Annotated in this window: 17 protein-coding genes (1 of these 17 cut by a window edge); 6 read left to right on the forward strand and 11 right to left on the reverse strand. The window is 36.9% G+C overall.

Going from position 1 to position 14463, the window contains the following annotated elements; translation table 11 throughout:
- Positions 1-1108, forward strand: partial view of a M23 family metallopeptidase gene (locus tag BJB63x_RS04935; protein WP_078719238.1) — the 3' portion only. 875 nt of this gene lie to the left of the window's left edge; 1108 of the gene's 1983 nt are visible here — the last part of the coding sequence; its start codon lies off the left edge, out of view; its stop codon occupies positions 1106-1108.
- Positions 1109-1364: 256 nt separating this feature from the next.
- On the opposite strand, the gene BJB63x_RS04940 is transcribed toward BJB63x_RS04935, so the two are convergent.
- From BJB63x_RS04940 to BJB63x_RS04950, 3 genes are all read right to left on the reverse strand, one after another.
- A complete protein-coding gene (locus BJB63x_RS04940; protein WP_078719239.1) occupies positions 1365-2783 on the reverse strand; it encodes a sensor histidine kinase in 1419 nt (472 codons plus the stop codon).
- Between the two features lie 225 nt (positions 2784-3008).
- Entirely contained in the window at positions 3009-3563 is a 555-nt protein-coding gene (locus BJB63x_RS04945) for an RNA polymerase sigma factor (protein ID WP_078719240.1), read from the reverse strand.
- Entirely contained in the window at positions 3560-3775 is a 216-nt protein-coding gene (locus tag BJB63x_RS04950) for a NepR family anti-sigma factor (RefSeq protein WP_078719241.1), read from the reverse strand. The genes BJB63x_RS04945 and BJB63x_RS04950 overlap by 4 nt, the downstream gene beginning before the upstream one ends.
- Before the next feature lie 165 nt (positions 3776-3940).
- On the opposite strand from BJB63x_RS04950, the gene BJB63x_RS04955 reads away from it, so the two are divergent.
- From BJB63x_RS04955 to BJB63x_RS04970, 4 genes are all read left to right on the forward strand, one after another.
- Positions 3941-4735 (forward strand): response regulator, encoded by a 795-nt coding sequence (locus BJB63x_RS04955; protein WP_078719242.1) that lies wholly within the window; start codon positions 3941-3943, stop codon positions 4733-4735.
- 20 nt (positions 4736-4755) lie between these two features.
- Entirely contained in the window at positions 4756-5766 is a 1011-nt protein-coding gene (locus tag BJB63x_RS04960) for a PAS domain-containing sensor histidine kinase (RefSeq protein WP_078719243.1), read from the forward strand.
- A 109-nt stretch (positions 5767-5875) separates the two neighbouring features.
- Positions 5876-6169 (forward strand): hypothetical protein, encoded by a 294-nt coding sequence (locus BJB63x_RS04965; RefSeq protein WP_078719244.1) that lies wholly within the window; start codon positions 5876-5878, stop codon positions 6167-6169.
- A gap of 128 nt (positions 6170-6297) precedes the next feature.
- Positions 6298-6732, forward strand: a complete 435-nt coding sequence (locus BJB63x_RS04970; protein WP_078719245.1) for a hypothetical protein — start codon at positions 6298-6300, stop codon at positions 6730-6732.
- A gap of 46 nt (positions 6733-6778) precedes the next feature.
- On the opposite strand, the gene BJB63x_RS04975 is transcribed toward BJB63x_RS04970, so the two are convergent.
- Positions 6779-7483 (reverse strand): DUF4167 domain-containing protein, encoded by a 705-nt coding sequence (locus BJB63x_RS04975; RefSeq protein WP_078719246.1) that lies wholly within the window; start codon positions 7481-7483, stop codon positions 6779-6781.
- 623 nt (positions 7484-8106) lie between these two features.
- Between BJB63x_RS04975 and BJB63x_RS04980 the strand changes: the two genes are divergently transcribed.
- The gene (locus BJB63x_RS04980; RefSeq protein ID WP_078719247.1) at positions 8107-9012 is read left to right on the forward strand and encodes a formate dehydrogenase accessory protein FdhE; all 906 of its coding nucleotides are present in this window, start codon (positions 8107-8109) and stop codon (positions 9010-9012) included.
- A gap of 161 nt (positions 9013-9173) precedes the next feature.
- Here BJB63x_RS04980 and BJB63x_RS04985 read toward each other — a convergent pair whose 3' ends face one another.
- The 7 genes from BJB63x_RS04985 to BJB63x_RS05020 form a co-directional block, all read right to left on the reverse strand.
- Positions 9174-9623 carry a hypothetical protein gene (locus BJB63x_RS04985; RefSeq protein ID WP_078719248.1) on the reverse strand — a complete coding sequence of 150 codons (450 nt, stop codon included), beginning with the start codon at positions 9621-9623 and terminating at the stop codon, positions 9174-9176.
- A gap of 470 nt (positions 9624-10093) precedes the next feature.
- Positions 10094-10318 (reverse strand): hypothetical protein, encoded by a 225-nt coding sequence (locus tag BJB63x_RS04995; protein WP_194284781.1) that lies wholly within the window; start codon positions 10316-10318, stop codon positions 10094-10096.
- A 26-nt stretch (positions 10319-10344) separates the two neighbouring features.
- The gene (locus tag BJB63x_RS05000; protein WP_078719251.1) at positions 10345-11004 is read right to left on the reverse strand and encodes a lysozyme; all 660 of its coding nucleotides are present in this window, start codon (positions 11002-11004) and stop codon (positions 10345-10347) included.
- Positions 11005-11125: 121 nt separating this feature from the next.
- Positions 11126-11377, reverse strand: coding sequence for a hypothetical protein (locus BJB63x_RS05005; RefSeq protein ID WP_078719252.1), 252 nt, complete (start codon positions 11375-11377; stop codon positions 11126-11128).
- Positions 11378-11552: 175 nt separating this feature from the next.
- Positions 11553-12533, reverse strand: coding sequence for a phage tail protein (locus BJB63x_RS05010; protein WP_078719253.1), 981 nt, complete (start codon positions 12531-12533; stop codon positions 11553-11555).
- Positions 12530-13654 (reverse strand): tail fiber domain-containing protein, encoded by a 1125-nt coding sequence (locus tag BJB63x_RS05015; protein ID WP_078719254.1) that lies wholly within the window; start codon positions 13652-13654, stop codon positions 12530-12532. The genes BJB63x_RS05010 and BJB63x_RS05015 overlap by 4 nt, the downstream gene beginning before the upstream one ends.
- A complete protein-coding gene (locus BJB63x_RS05020; RefSeq protein WP_078719255.1) occupies positions 13560-14141 on the reverse strand; it encodes a hypothetical protein in 582 nt (193 codons plus the stop codon). The genes BJB63x_RS05015 and BJB63x_RS05020 overlap by 95 nt, the downstream gene beginning before the upstream one ends.
- Positions 14142-14463: the final 322 nt, after the last annotated feature.

Here is a 14463-nt window from a genome sequence, read left to right on the forward strand (position 1 = left end):
AATTGCAAAAATATTAGCTAAATTGAATCGTTCAAATACACTCAAAGCAGGAAGCCTTTTACGCATTGGAATTGTTACACAACAGGGTGAAGAAGATCATCTTGTACGGGCAAGTATTTATCAAGGAATGAATCATATTATCACAATTGCCCTCAATGATGACAACCAATTTGTTGTAAGTACAGAACCAGAAATGTCGCATGTGCTTAAAACTGCATTTGAAAAAGGTCAGCCTCATTCTTATGTTAATATGGCACAATTACCAACGGTCTATGATGCAATCTATCAAGCTGTTCTCAGTCATAACATGTCACAATCTCTTTCACAGCATCTTATTCGTTTGCTTGCAATGAATATTGATATGAAAAGCCGCATCACACCAACTGATCAGCTTGAAATATTTTACGCTGTTCCCAAACAACAAAATACTGAAAAAAACAATAAGAGCACAAAAAATGGCATGCTGCTGCAAACTGCATCCTCTCCTGCAGATCCTGAAATCCGTTATATAAGTGCAACTTTTGGCAGTGTTACTTATAAATATTACCGTTACCAATCCAAAAATAGCGGAGCCGATTATTATGATTCAGAAGGCAAAAGTTCAAAGCCTTTTTTACTGCGAAAACCGATTCCTAATGGCATTTTTGGTTCTCCTTTTGGTCCACGGAAGCACCCTATTTTAGGCTATGTGCGCATGCATACAGGTGTTGATTGGGTTGCTCCAAAAGGATCACCCATCATTGCCGTTGGAGATGGTGTAGTAACAAAAGTTGGGGTAGTTAGCGGTTATGGAAACCATACAGAAATTAAACATGCTAATGGCTATGTTAGTAGTTATTCACACCAAAATAATCATGCCGCAAATATTAAACCAGGTGTCAAAGTACGACAAGGACAAATCATTGGATATGTTGGATCGACCGGTCTTGCAACTGGACCTCACTGTCATTTTGAAATCGTTGTTAATGGTAAAAAAGTTGATCCTATGCGTATTCGTTTGCCTGATAGCAAATCTTTAAAAGATCAAGATCTGCAAACATTCTTGAAAGAAAAAAAGAATATTGACGCTTTAATATACAGTGTAACACAACCAGAAAATGCGTCTTAATTCTATTTAGAAAAGCGTTAGACAGACTTTTGGGAGTGCAATAAATTCCCCATTGCGTTTTCAACCTTTGCATGAGAATCTTAGCGAGCTATTATTTTTGAATAATTATAATTCCTTGGAACTTTTTTAGCTTTAAATTTCCTAATTTTTATAGAGGGTTTTGTTAAAAATTCAGTTCTTTTATCAATGAAATTTTTCACCATGAAATACTTTTCGATAATTTTTCGAAGAAAAGATGATCCCCTTGCAGAGGATATTAAAGGCGGTCTGAGCAATTTTCTATAAGCTTTGGTAAAGGGATTATCACCTTTGTTCCTCCTAATTTAGATGTTTCAAATAGTGATTTTTCCCCAAATTGCATACAAAGTTGTTCTACAACCAAACTGCCAAGTCCTGTTTTTAGCTCTTCATTTTGACCGCACATCCCCACACCATCATCTTCAACGATTAGCGCCATTTTTCCATTATTCTGAGGTCCACAAGAAATATAAATATTCCCACGGCGCTTATCAGGAAAAGCATGTTTTAAAGAATTTGTGAGCAATTCACCGAGAATAATTCCAAGCGTTGTAGCATCTCTTGAAGATAATTGACAATCTTTAAAATCCGTATGAATAGTGATATTTTCTCGTAATTCAAATGGTATAGCCAATTCGACATCATGTACAACCAAATTGAGAAAATCCGCCAATAATGTCGTTTCCATATCATCACTCAAACGCAAACGCCGATGCGCTGCTGATATTGTTTGAATGCGATCGCGAGCTGCTCCTAAAACAGCGCGAACTTCTTCATTCTTGCTTCGATTTAATTGCAAACCAAGCAAAGAAGAAACCGTACCAAGAGAATTGCCAATGCGATGGCTCGCATCTTGTAACAACATTTCAACACGACAGCGTTCTTTTTCAGCATAATTCCTTGCTTTTTCCAATTCCTGTGTTCGTTCCTTCACACGGGCTTCAAGAGCTGTATTCTCGCTATGAAGCAGTAACTGATAAGTCTTTAAAGACCGAATATCGCACCGAAAACGGTTAATAACAAAATAGGCAGAAACAAAAGTGCTCACAACGGAAATAATTGCCGCTAAAGTTAAAGCAGCACGCATAAGCGCTATATCTTCGCGTTTTTTTTGTCGTTCAATATCATCTCCATCGATAAAATCAGTCATTAATTGAGCCAAACGCGTAATTTGGCTCGCCTTAATTTCAGGAAAAAAGGAGGGAAGAATAGATTGATCTGGAGATGAATCAAGAGCAACCATATGATCCTTCATAACTGCTATACGTGCTTTGACCTCTTTTTTAAAAGCTGTAAACCACGTATACCATTGCGAATGAGAGTGAACAAGCAGGGCAATATAATTGAGAATATCATCCAAATGAAGAACCGCCTTCTCAAAGCGGATTTTATCTTCCAACCGACGACTTTTTTCGTAACTTCGATTTGCTGCAGCCATATCGACTAAACCAATAAGCACTAAATCTGCTTGTTCACGCAGTTCTGAACTTGTGTTTAACTGTGCGACTTCCCGATCAACAGCACTGGACAATAAAATAATAAAGGTCGAAGCCAAAAGAGCCATAAAAAGAGAAATAATAATTGCTCCCCATCGCCAACGTGATGTCGTTGAATCAGAAATGGATATTTTAGGAGACAAATTCGTCTTTATTATCATATATTTTCCATCAATGAACTCAACAACCAGAACTCTTTAACCTATAGAAGAATTGTTTTATTTTTTTACAGCAAAGGAAAATGATCATCTTCTTCATCTCAGTTTTTTCTCTTGTCCCTATAAGGACAAAGATAAAAAGACTTTAGATACCCTCAAAATTTTTATTTCCTCTAGTCTCTATAACGAGAATAAAAACACTTTTCTTACTCATAATTATTTATTCTTTTAATCACTAAAAGAACACAAGATAGTTCCAGCTGAATAAAGATCAGGACCATAATCGCATTCACCATTTACTTGAAGAAGCTCCTGCAAACGATTGCGTGCACGACTTACGCGGCTTTTAATTGTTCCAACAGCGCAATTGCAAATAGCTGCTGCATCTTCATAAGAAAAACCAGATGCACCAATTAAAATAATTGCCTCTCTCTGTTCAGCTGATAAGGTGCTTAAAGCTTTTTTAAAATCCTGTAAATCGAGCAGCCCATATTGAGAAGGATGAATAGCCATATTTTGAGTGAAAGTGCCATCACTATCTTGCACTTCTCTTCCTCTTTTCCGCATTTGACTGTAAAATTCATTGCGCAAAATCGTAAAAAGCCATGCCTTTATATTGGTTCCTATTTCAAAACTTTCCTGCTTAGCCCATGCTTTCATAAGCGTATCTTGCACTAAATCCTCGGCTTTATGGTGTTTGCCACTTAAAGAAACAGCAAAAGCACGCAAAGCTGGCAAAACTAAAAGCAATTCTTGTTTAAAATCTTTTGAGCTACGTGTCATAAGAGATCAAACCTTTTTTCTTCTCGATAAAAGCTATCTTGTTCTGCCTGTTCCAGTCTGTCCAAAAGTTCTAATAAATGCAGGGGAAGCGGCTCTTCTTGAATTTGCATATAAAATTGCCGCAATTTCAGTGCTATTTCATTATTTGCTCCGAGAAGATCATCTTCAAACACAAAATAATCGGTGAGATTTTTTTCACCAAAGTTGTTCATTTTTTAGCCCTTTAATCTATATAATAGTATTAGAAGATTTTTTCTCTTTAAAGTTGTAAATATAGCATCCCTTAAAAAGTTCCATACTGAAAGCAGGAACTTTTTTATCTGAGAGGGATTTTAAGAAATTTAAAGTACTTTCAAAGACTGAAGGAGTTATCAATCATGTCATTATCAACACGCATTGCCCCTCATCTTCCTTATCTTAGACGCTTTGCCCGATCCATCACAGGAAGCCAAACTTCTGGTGATGCCTATGTCGCTGCTATGTTAGAAGCGCTTATTGTTGATCTTTCCATTTTTCCACAAGCCTCCAGTGATAGGATTGGAGTTTATCAACTTTTCTGTCATCTTTTTGATCAAACCACACCCAATATTGCAGAACCATTGCCACAATTTGGTTTTGAACAAAAAGCCTGTACTCAATTATCCTATCTAACTCCCCGCGCACGACAAGCTTTTTTACTCATTGCTGTTGAAGGATTTAATGAAGGTGAAGCGGGAGAAATCATGAAAATTGATTCACAAAAGTTTCATCAACTCCTCAACCAAGCTTCTTTTGATATCTCTCAACAAATCGCAACACAAGTAATGATTATTGAGGATGAACCTCTGATTGCAATGGATATTGAACAAATGGTAGAAAGTCTTGGGCATAAAGTGATAGGAATTGCACGAACGCATGATGAAGCTGTTATGATGTATCATCAAAAAAAACCGCGCCTAATTTTAGCCGATATTCAATTAGCCGATAACAGTTCTGGCATTGACGCAGTCAACGATATCTTAAAAAATGATTGTATCCCGGTAATTTTTATCACGGCTTTTCCTGAAAGATTGCTCACCGGAGAGCGTCCGGAACCAACTTTTTTAGTCACTAAACCCTTTAATCCTGATATGGTAAAAGCTCTTATCTCGCAAGCTTTGTTTTTTCAAGAGAATGCATCCAAAGCTGCCTAACAGAAGGCAACGATTTGATTATGTTCGTTCCCCCTTCAAACATATCTATTGATAGATCACACCTCAGCGCTTTAATGCAAGCAATCCGCGGTGCTGATATTTGTGTTTTATATCAGACAACAAATCTGATTTATTTATGGGCAGAAAACCTGCCTAAACCTTTGCAAAGCAAATGGCGAATTGGATGTCGTGATAGTGATTTTTTCTCGATCGATCTTGCTGATAATATGGAAACCATCAAGCTTCAGGTTTTATCAACAGGACAAACACAAACTATTGAAGCACGGTTTGAAGATACCGCTAAACAAACGATTTGGTACAAATTTTCTATTGATTGCCATCGGAATGAAAACGGAAAAATCATTGGTATCATCACCACAGGCGTTGATATTTCAGGTCTACGCCGTCGCGAACAAGTACTTAAAATATTACTGCGAGAAGTAAGCCACCGTTCTAAAAATCTTTTAGCGATTATCCAAAGTATTGCAACTCAAACTGCGCGCTATACAGAATCATTGCAAACTTTTTTAAGAAAATTTCAGGGACGTCTTCATTCTCTTTCCCATTCCCAAGATCTGATTACTGAATCTGACTGGCGCGGCGCTCAATTTCGTGAATTGGTACAAACACAAATTTTAAACTATTTAGTAAAAGAAACGGAGCGTTTTTCTATTAAGGGTGTAGACCCTTATCTTTTTCCAAATGCAGTTTTGCATATTGGATTAGCTTTTCATGAATTAATTATTAATTCGCTTTCTTTTGGCGCTTTATCACAAGAAGAAGGTAATGTCTCTATTACTTGCACGGTCAGCACAATAGGCGAAGGAAAAACGCAACTTTTTATTACATGGAGTGAAGAATTTAAAAAGAAAATCTTTCTTCCTGGGCATAAGAAAGCCTGTTTTGGAAATACCGTTTTGGACAAAATTGTTCCTATTGCAGTTGATGGTTCAGCTTTTTTAAAATTGACAGAAGACGGAATGATCTATTGCCTCTCTGTTTCTAATACTTATTTTGATATTTTATCTTAGAAAGAAAGCGGTATTATGGAACAAAAATCCTTTGAGATTGTTTAGAATCTAAAGAAGCTACCTTCTAAACAATTTCTCAACAATCTCTATTTTATTCGGATAGTATATTATGAGTCCTTTTATTGCTGTTCTCTTACTGGTTTCATGCACAGATGATTTTAATAGTTGTTATTCCAATGACACCATGGTTAAAATTTATCCTACAACACAGACATGTGAACAGAAAATTATGCCTTTAATTAAAAAATTTACTTCTCATGGGGAGCAAATCTTTGCTCAATGCGCAAAGATCTCTGCCAATATAAAAAAACAAAAAGTCACCCTTAGCTGGTCTGTAACAAACAAAGGCGATTTTTTTCTTAAAAAACAAAACACCGATGATGACATGCATGCAACACCCTAACAAAGTATGTAAAACCGTTCTGTCCTCTTCCAAAAATCTTCCCATTGAACAACAATAATTAAAAGTATACATTTAGTTAAATTTAAAAAAAATCAACAGCCTATTAAATAATAGCGAGGCATAAACCAATGTATGATCCCCAAGCTCAATATAGTGAGCTCTGCGTTCTTCCCTCAGATGTACCATTAGATCCTGCTGTGGAACGGGTGAGAAAAAAATTGATGCGTTTGATGATCATTGCCATCTCTATCACGCTTTTGTTAATTCTTGCTGTTTTTGCTGGAGTGATTTATAAAATCATCAAACCTGAAACCAAGCCAAAATTGATACATCCTGTATCTTCTCAAAGCGACTCGTTTCCAACAACTTACCACACATTATCTTTGCCTCCAAAAACGCAAATTTTATCGCAAAGCCTCTCCGATCAGAATATTGTCTTAAGACTTTTGACACCAAAAGGACAAACAAAATTTATGATTTATAATTACCACACCGGTGCGCTTCTTTCGGTTTTTTCTGTCAACATTACAAAAGAAGCACCAACCCCTTCTTCTTTACAATAAATTTAAAGAATATCATCATATAAAATAAAAAGGCAGTTTAAAATGTTTAAGTATTTTCTTCTGCTGAAGAAGATACACTCCGGCGCCGACGTGGCTTTTTCTGCTCCTTTTCATTTAATAAAGGAAGAGAAATAATCTTTTCCGCTGATGTCATATTTCTTTCAGTACCTTCTGAAACGATTGCTGATTGTTCAGAAGACAATGTTTCTGAAACACGTATCTTACGGCGATGTGAAAGACGTCGTGATTGTTTGACAGTTCCAACACCTTCTTCAATAATTTGCTGTTCTTTCTGATCAACTTGATCGGACCAGGAATTTTGATCCTCTGCACGCTTTTCTTTATCTTTATCTTTTTGCCCATCACCATTTTTTAATGGCTGTTCTTGCAGCGATGATCTCCCCTCATTATTACCCCCTTTTACGTTTTCTTCAGCGCTTTTTTCTTCAAATTCTTGCTCATGATTTTCATCACGTTTATGAAATTGAGACATTTGATCAGCAGCAGCTAAAATAATACGCAAATAATGTTCAGCATGCTGCAGATAATTCTCAGACATAACGCGATCACCGGCTCCTTGTGCATCACGAGCAAGACTTATATATTTATCAGCAATTTGCTGAGCATTCCCACGAATTTTAACATCTGGCCCGTTGCTTTCATAATTACGAGACAACGGATTAGGACTGCGACGATTGTTATTGTTATTATTATTGCGACCGCGTACGCGTCTATTCTGCTGTGGCCTCATATTTATCCCTTTTGGATCATATCTTTCTTTAAATTCTCTTATCGCATTACTTTTAAATAATGCTAACCCTGTTCAAAATTTATTTATTGAACTATCCCCATTGCACTTAACTTAAACGATATCTCTTGATTTCTTAATGAAAGTACTATTCTTTGAAAATTACAAAAACCGTACGGAACACTAAACTCAAAATTCCTTCTTTACTGTAGTAATAGGAACCTAGAGATGTTCATAGAAAACGCCAAGTGTTTTTTTTAAAATAAATCATAATTTCGTTAAAAAAAACCATTATATTGTCGAAAAACAACACAAAAACGCAAATATACACACATTTATTACGGATTTGAAAAGTCATCCTTCTTTTTAATTCATTTTTTCAGATATGAAAGCTCATATTTCTTAACACGACTGCTCAATAACAAAGACATCTGACTCTTCATATTTGAAAATATGATCAATTCTTGCCCAAAGAGAGCGTAATGACAATACCCAAGAGTAGAAAAAAGTTCTATAAAATGAAGATCCCCACAGAAAATAAATTATAAAGTGATCTTCAAAACAATAATGTTAAACTTTTATAAGAAAAAGAGGTTATAAGTAAAATCCTAAAGAGGGATATTAACATGCTATACGAAAAAGATTCAGAGAAATTAGACGCGCCTCATACAACTCCTTCCTCATTTATTATCAAATTTCCTGATAGAGAAGTTTTGTTTGCCAAACGAGCTCAACGCTTTACAGATTTAGCCACCACTCACTCTGCTAAAAATACCCTTCTCTTTTTAGCTAATTTTTGCACAGTCCAACAAAAATTAGTCGAACGATTTAAAGATTTTTCCAGTGCACTTGCTCGTTTTGGTGCTCTTTCGACTCCTTTTATTGATCGAGAAAAGATATTAGAATTGGGGTTTTATGAAAGTGTTGTGCATGATTTTTTAAACAATATGTCAACGTATAGTCTCTCCACAAAACAAAAAGAAGCTTTAAACACAACGCATCTTCAAAAAGATCAATGGCGTCTCTGGGGAAATAATATACTTCATTGTAAAATTCCTCCAAAACAAGCAGGAGAACATCTTTTTATCACTGGTGTTTTACAAATTATTTATTCTCTGGCTGCTTCACAGCTCAATTCTCAAATTGTAAAGCTGCAACAACAGAATCTGTGCCCTGCCTGCAGAGGAATACATTCAGCAAGTATTATTATTGATGAAGGACTAAAAGAAGAAAGCACACGATTTTGTTCATGTCTTTATTGTGGCACCTTATGGCATTATCCACCTTTTCAGTGCACCTTTTGCGAATCAACTGAAAGCGTCTCTTGCTGCGATTTTAACAAAAGTTCAGAGACTGTTCTCGTTGAAACATGTCAGACATGTCAGCGTTCTTGCAAACAACTCGATCAACGTAAAAATCCGTCTTTGGAAGTTTTTGCTGATGATATCGCCTATACACTAGATCACATCTCGCAATCTCCTCTGCCTTTAAAGAAAGGAGCTTTTAATCCCTTTCTAATGGAATACACATAATTTACTGAGAATGAATAACACACTATGAATAAAGCTGACTTCTCTTTCTCTGAGAAGAAGGTTCACATCATTGAAAAACATACCATCATTGGGAAATGCCTAATATCCTTGAGCAAAATTTTCGCTCAATATATTAAATATTAATATATTAAATTGAGGTCTTAAAAATGATGGCGCCCTTTATTATTTCCTTCACTTTTTTCCTGTTCACTGAGAAGACAATCACGAAATAAAAAATAATTTCCATCTCCTGGACGAATGATTTTTATACATTTTTTCTTAACATCATCGGAGGAATGTCCCCACATTTTGCGCGTTGCAAAAAAAGCCTCACTCTCTAAATTAAAGCAGCGTAGATAAACTTGTTCCACCATATCGGGTGTAGCTAAAGCAGCGATTTCTTTGCAATAAACACGAAAATCAAATGTTGGAATAACTAATTTAACGGGGTCTTCTTGTACGCTCTCTTGTTTGAAAAAAAAGTAACTGAGAATCGTTTTCACCACAAAACCAAAAGTCAGCACACAAAAAAGAACGATACAAACAAAAGACATTTTTTTATATAATTTTTTGCGATAGGATTTTCGTCTTGCGCGGAGTCTTTTTTCCATAAACAGCGTATCCTTTACTCTACCGAGAGAACAAAGCTTATTTGAGAAGACAATTTTGAACAAAATAAAAAGTCATTATCAATTGTCTGACATCAAAAAGCAACCTTTCATTCATTTCAAGAAAGAAACCTTTCTGTTTTTCTCAGGCTAAAATTTCTTCTTATGATAAATGATAAAATCGTCTTGCTCTTTTTATCTTTTTTAATTTCGCAAATTTTTATCAGCATCATAAAAAAACACACTGCTTTATTCTCTTCCCTAAAAAAATTAACAAAAGCAGAGAATAAAGTGACCAAAATATTGGTGTTTTTCATTTTCATTTCTTTTTTACTCTAGCTGTCTAGCCTTCCCCTGCAGATCAGTTTTTTCGTTTTTATGATCACCAACATTTCTGTTTTTTTCCAAAATGGTCTGTTTCTACAATCCAGCGGGATAACAAAGGTTCCGTTTTAACCAAATTTGCAGGTTTATTAATAGTCGGAGGCTTGCTCCATCCTATGCAAGAGAATGGTACACTCCTTTGGCATCCCCCCAAGAGCACGACAGAGGTTAAAAGGGGAAAGAGCAAAAGTCTCAACATTAATTTTCTCACGATTTTGAAGAGCTGACATCGCTTGCATTAAGGACCTTGTCCGTTCAAAAGAACGTCCATAAAAAAAGCTACTCAATGCAATAATAATTATTAAAAGCGCCACAAAGCTCCATCGAAATAAAAAAACCACTATTGTTCTTTCCCTACTGTCTTAATATACAAGATGGTACCCAAAATGACGGCTAAAATCATAATGCCCGCTAGAGCCCATTGTACAGGACCTTGTCCTGTAACAAACCCTGTAAGACCTGAAAAAGATGCAATTAATGGCGCAAAGACTTCTGCTCTGAAAAAAAGAGCTTTCTCCGCTATTTCCACTTTCTGATAATTAGAAGAAACATAAGCTCCTTTGGCCCATAAACCAGCCTCAGCTGCTCGTCGATGCACAAGCCCTTGCAAACGTTTTCCGCCTGCTTTTGTCCATTTTTGCAATTCAGCTGGTACAGCTTCATACTCTCCTTTATTCAATTTTCTTAAGAGTGTAGAATTGCAAAAGGCCTCTATTCCTACATTATAACAAAAAGACACAAGAGCTGCAAATTGTTCATCGGTTAAGGGCTGTTTCACCTTGCGTTCCACGGTTCGCTCGAATTGGCTTAAATCTTTTCGAAGCAAAGCTTCTGCTTCAAGATGGGTGATTTCCATACCATCTTTCACAACAGGTTCTCCTGCTTGCACTGTATGACCATAGCCTATTGTCAACACACCAACAGCATCTTGATAAGCTTTTAAGCGTAATCCTTCCCATTGTTTAATAAGTGCAAGTCCTTCTTTTGATATTTTACGCATTTTTCTGATTCCATAAAATGGCTTGGGTGGTGAAGATCGTGAAGATCAATGTATCTCTTCTTCATTATACATGATGAAGGAGACACTTAATTATCCGCTTAATCCTTTTCACTTTTGGAAATCACCCTGCTTTTTCTGATAAAAAATTATTATCTTTTATGATTGTTGTCAATTTTTCTTCTAACGCTGTAACACGCTGTGAAAGGTTTGTATAATTTGTTTGCTGTTTTTTATCTTCACGCCTGACCTCTTGAGACATTTGCTTTAACAAAGCATTTAAAGGGGCATGCCCCATTCTCCCACTGGCGTAGAGAACAACACGAATATAATTAGGATCATCGATATCAGCGATTGAAAATGGAAATAATGCCATTTTACTCTCTCCCTTTTCGCCTATGTAATCAATATGTCGTGATGAAAATAGAGAAAATTTTCATCACTTCTTTTTTCCATTGTCGTGTTTTCAAGATTTACCTACACTTATATTTATTTTGCCTCTCTCCCACGAAGCAACGAAAACACTTTGAAGTTTTTGAGAACGAAAAATTTTATACCTTAATGGCATAAATAACAGCCATATTCTTAGGACGTGTTTCCTCTTCCCCTGTTTTATTGAGGATTATTTCGTGGGTATGTTCTCCTGCAGAATCTGTATACCTTGTTTCTGGGTCTCTATGTCTGATAAGGCCTCCCCCTCCTTGTATATCATTCCTCTCCTTACTCATTACAAATGAGTGCTTATGTTGTCCTGCTTTATTTGTTTTTCCCGTATGGGTATGGGATTCAAAAGAATCTTTTTGCTCACTTCCCAAAACACGATTTTTATCAATCCCTCTTTCACTGTCCAATCCCCGTAAAAACATGCCACGAAAATCGGGGACATTAAAGGTTGTTGTGCCATCTCCTTTTCCCCAAACTTCTCCAATAGCTTCAAAAAGGCTAGCATATTCCTCTCGTACATAAGCTTTACCATCACATAACAGCCATTCGGTGGGGATTTTTTCCATTGCAAAGCAAGCAATAAACCCTGAAGGAAAACTGACTTTAGGGATAATAACGGTTGGATTTGTTAAATACCATCCTTCTCCATTTCCTTCACCGATTCCAGAATAATAGATGAGCTCATAAAGCCCTCCCTTTTGCATTTCCCCACCGGTTAAAGGCTTGAGCCCTTCTTGTGTTCCTTTATAAATCAACTGAGAAGACAACTGATTTAAGACAACACTTGTTGCTCCCACATTGGTTTCTTGAGATTTGAATCGGAGCACAATACCATTTTGATAAGCTGCATAAGGAACCTTAGTGGTCAAGTGAATAGAAGTTTTACTCTCGCTCTTTTCTTCGGTCGTTATAGTGAATTTAACCTCAACCGTTCCCCCGATATCAGATAAATATTCTTTGACGCGCTGCATCATTGCTCGAGCACTATCATTCACTGAACTCGGAGGTTGTCCTTCAGCCCAGTTGATTATTTCGTCGGAACGAGCATTTTCGGCTGCGACAAGAGACCAATCATAAATCGAGCTCATAGAATCTGTCCTTTTTGTGAAACACTAAACCAAGAAAAGAAAGAAGAGAAAAAGGCAAAGAATTTTTTCTTTGGTTTTTTAACCTTTTCCAATCCAAAGCCGAGTGTGTTATAATTCACGTGTAATAAATGTGTTTTTATATTCATATAAACAGCATCAGGTTTCAAACGAATGAGATCTTGAGCAAGAACTCCACGATAGCGTTGTGGATTTCCTTTATAATTAAATTCATAGAGGGGATAGCCATTTTTTTCCCCTATGGGGACGATATTTTCTTTAACTTTTACATCGGAAAGACCAATAATGCCTTTCAACAAGCCAAGCACCCGCTGTGCATCATGCAAAGGATCTTTTATAGTCGAAGGCGTAGTTATGGTTTCTCCTGTTTTTGTGCCATAGCTACTGGCTGCTTTGGTTCCAAGATTCAGTAATCTCTCTAATTGGTTCCAAGCTTGATTATCTTGTTCGAACCATTTTTCTCTCTCTACATCCAAAGCATGCTGCTGATTTGCATCCTGCACCATTCCTCCTTTTAAAGCATTGTTTTGAGCATTGCTTTGTCCTTGATAAAAATTATTGGCTGCATTCACCTGATTTTGCATCGAACGATCAATCATCTGATTAGCGTTGAGCATATGATTGACATCATGATTATATTGTTGTGCGGTTGCCTGAGTTGCTAATGCCCCCAATGCATCGGTAAGCACACCGGTATGTGCTCCAGAGCCGTAGCGTCCTGCTCCCGCCATAGATTGGTTGACAACATCGGAAGTTTTATTCAGTGCATTGCTAAGAGCATTATTAAATTTGCTATTATTGCCCATCCAATTTCCAGCGGCCATATCTGAAAGATTTTGTGCACTTTTTGTCGGTGCTTTAAGCCACTCATTAAGCGCCGAATTATTATACTGATTGGCTGCATTTTCTAGACCCTGTAGAGCATTTTGTGTTGTCTCACTTAAACCGGCATGGCGTTCTCCTTGATAGACATTTCCCTCAATACCTTTATTATACAAATTGAGGGCTTCAACACTTGCCTGTTTTAAAATATCCTCTGCCCATGAGGGAGGAGCGTTCGTTTGTGTCGTTGTTTGAACTTGAGGACTTTTCCGTCTGCTCATGCGTTAAAACCTTTCTATAATGAATAAGATTGATGGCATATCCGTGATGAACAAGTATTTTTGCCCACCCAGATCTTCCTAGTGTCAAAATTTCATCAGCATCGATAGTACGTGCCCATTGTTCGAGTTGATCAATCAATGGAACCAGTTTCACCCCTCCTTGACCAGCAAGATCTAAGATCACAACACGTTTTTTTCCATCATGTGTTCTTTCAATTTTAGTGACCACAAAAGCACTAAATTCAGTTTTGTTTTTTAAGATCAACCACAACTGTGTTTTTCCAGCAATGATCTCTTCAGCCATATGCTTCAAACACACATCATGAGGAAATCGTCGAACATATTTCCGCATAGCCGCATTAATAGCTTCTCGATAGAGAGCTATTTTTTCCCAAGACCACTGATGCGTAGGATGAAGAGAATAAAAATCCTTATTTTCCGACTGCCGTATCATAATTCTGGCTTTTTTAGCCTTCTTCCAGCGCATGACACCCCCGCTTCTTAACCCTTTTACTCTGCTTTCGCTAGAAATCCCTGTGTTGCTATACTCAACACATACTTATCCTCAAAACATATCTCACTGTTCATCCAGAGCATTTCTACTGTTCACAACGATAATCCTGCTCAGCCTCTTTCAGTGCATGGGGAAAAACAACATACAACACTAAAAAACCAGCAATCCACAACCTTTGCCCATTGCCCACGTCTATTGTTCTACTTCTTACATGTTACCTTTATTGAATTACTTACCGTATCAAACTCCTGCCCTCAGCACACGCACCACATTGACCCTTTGTTCTGGCAGGCTA

The organism is Bartonella sp. JB63 (assembly GCF_002022665.1).
In the GTDB taxonomy this organism is placed as follows: Bacteria; Pseudomonadota; Alphaproteobacteria; order Rhizobiales; family Rhizobiaceae; genus Bartonella.

Excerpts from the sequence above, each read along its gene's own strand:
- BJB63x_RS04960 (WP_078719243.1), top strand. The coding sequence starts at position 4,756 with ATGTTCGTTCCCCCTTCAAACATATCTATTGATAGATCACACCTCAGC.
- BJB63x_RS04955 (WP_078719242.1), top strand. The coding sequence starts at position 3,941 with ATGTCATTATCAACACGCATTGCCCCTCATCTTCCTTATCTTAGACGC.
- BJB63x_RS05015 (WP_078719254.1), bottom strand. The coding sequence starts at position 13,654 with ATGAGCAGACGGAAAAGTCCTCAAGTTCAAACAACGACACAAACGAAC.
- BJB63x_RS04945 (WP_078719240.1), bottom strand. The coding sequence starts at position 3,563 with ATGACACGTAGCTCAAAAGATTTTAAACAAGAATTGCTTTTAGTTTTG.
- BJB63x_RS04975 (WP_078719246.1), bottom strand. The coding sequence starts at position 7,483 with ATGAGGCCACAGCAGAATAGACGCGTACGCGGTCGCAATAATAATAAC.
- BJB63x_RS05020 (WP_078719255.1), bottom strand. The coding sequence starts at position 14,141 with ATGCGCTGGAAGAAGGCTAAAAAAGCCAGAATTATGATACGGCAGTCG.
- BJB63x_RS04940 (WP_078719239.1), bottom strand. The coding sequence starts at position 2,783 with ATGATAATAAAGACGAATTTGTCTCCTAAAATATCCATTTCTGATTCA.
- BJB63x_RS05005 (WP_078719252.1), bottom strand. The coding sequence starts at position 11,377 with ATGGCATTATTTCCATTTTCAATCGCTGATATCGATGATCCTAATTAT.
- BJB63x_RS05000 (WP_078719251.1), bottom strand. The coding sequence starts at position 11,004 with ATGCGTAAAATATCAAAAGAAGGACTTGCACTTATTAAACAATGGGAA.
- BJB63x_RS04965 (WP_078719244.1), top strand. The coding sequence starts at position 5,876 with ATGAGTCCTTTTATTGCTGTTCTCTTACTGGTTTCATGCACAGATGAT.
- BJB63x_RS04985 (WP_078719248.1), bottom strand. The coding sequence starts at position 9,623 with ATGGAAAAAAGACTCCGCGCAAGACGAAAATCCTATCGCAAAAAATTA.
- BJB63x_RS05010 (WP_078719253.1), bottom strand. The coding sequence starts at position 12,533 with ATGAGCTCGATTTATGATTGGTCTCTTGTCGCAGCCGAAAATGCTCGT.
- BJB63x_RS04970 (WP_078719245.1), top strand. The coding sequence starts at position 6,298 with ATGTATGATCCCCAAGCTCAATATAGTGAGCTCTGCGTTCTTCCCTCA.
- BJB63x_RS04950 (WP_078719241.1), bottom strand. The coding sequence starts at position 3,775 with ATGAACAACTTTGGTGAAAAAAATCTCACCGATTATTTTGTGTTTGAA.
- BJB63x_RS04980 (WP_078719247.1), top strand. The coding sequence starts at position 8,107 with ATGCTATACGAAAAAGATTCAGAGAAATTAGACGCGCCTCATACAACT.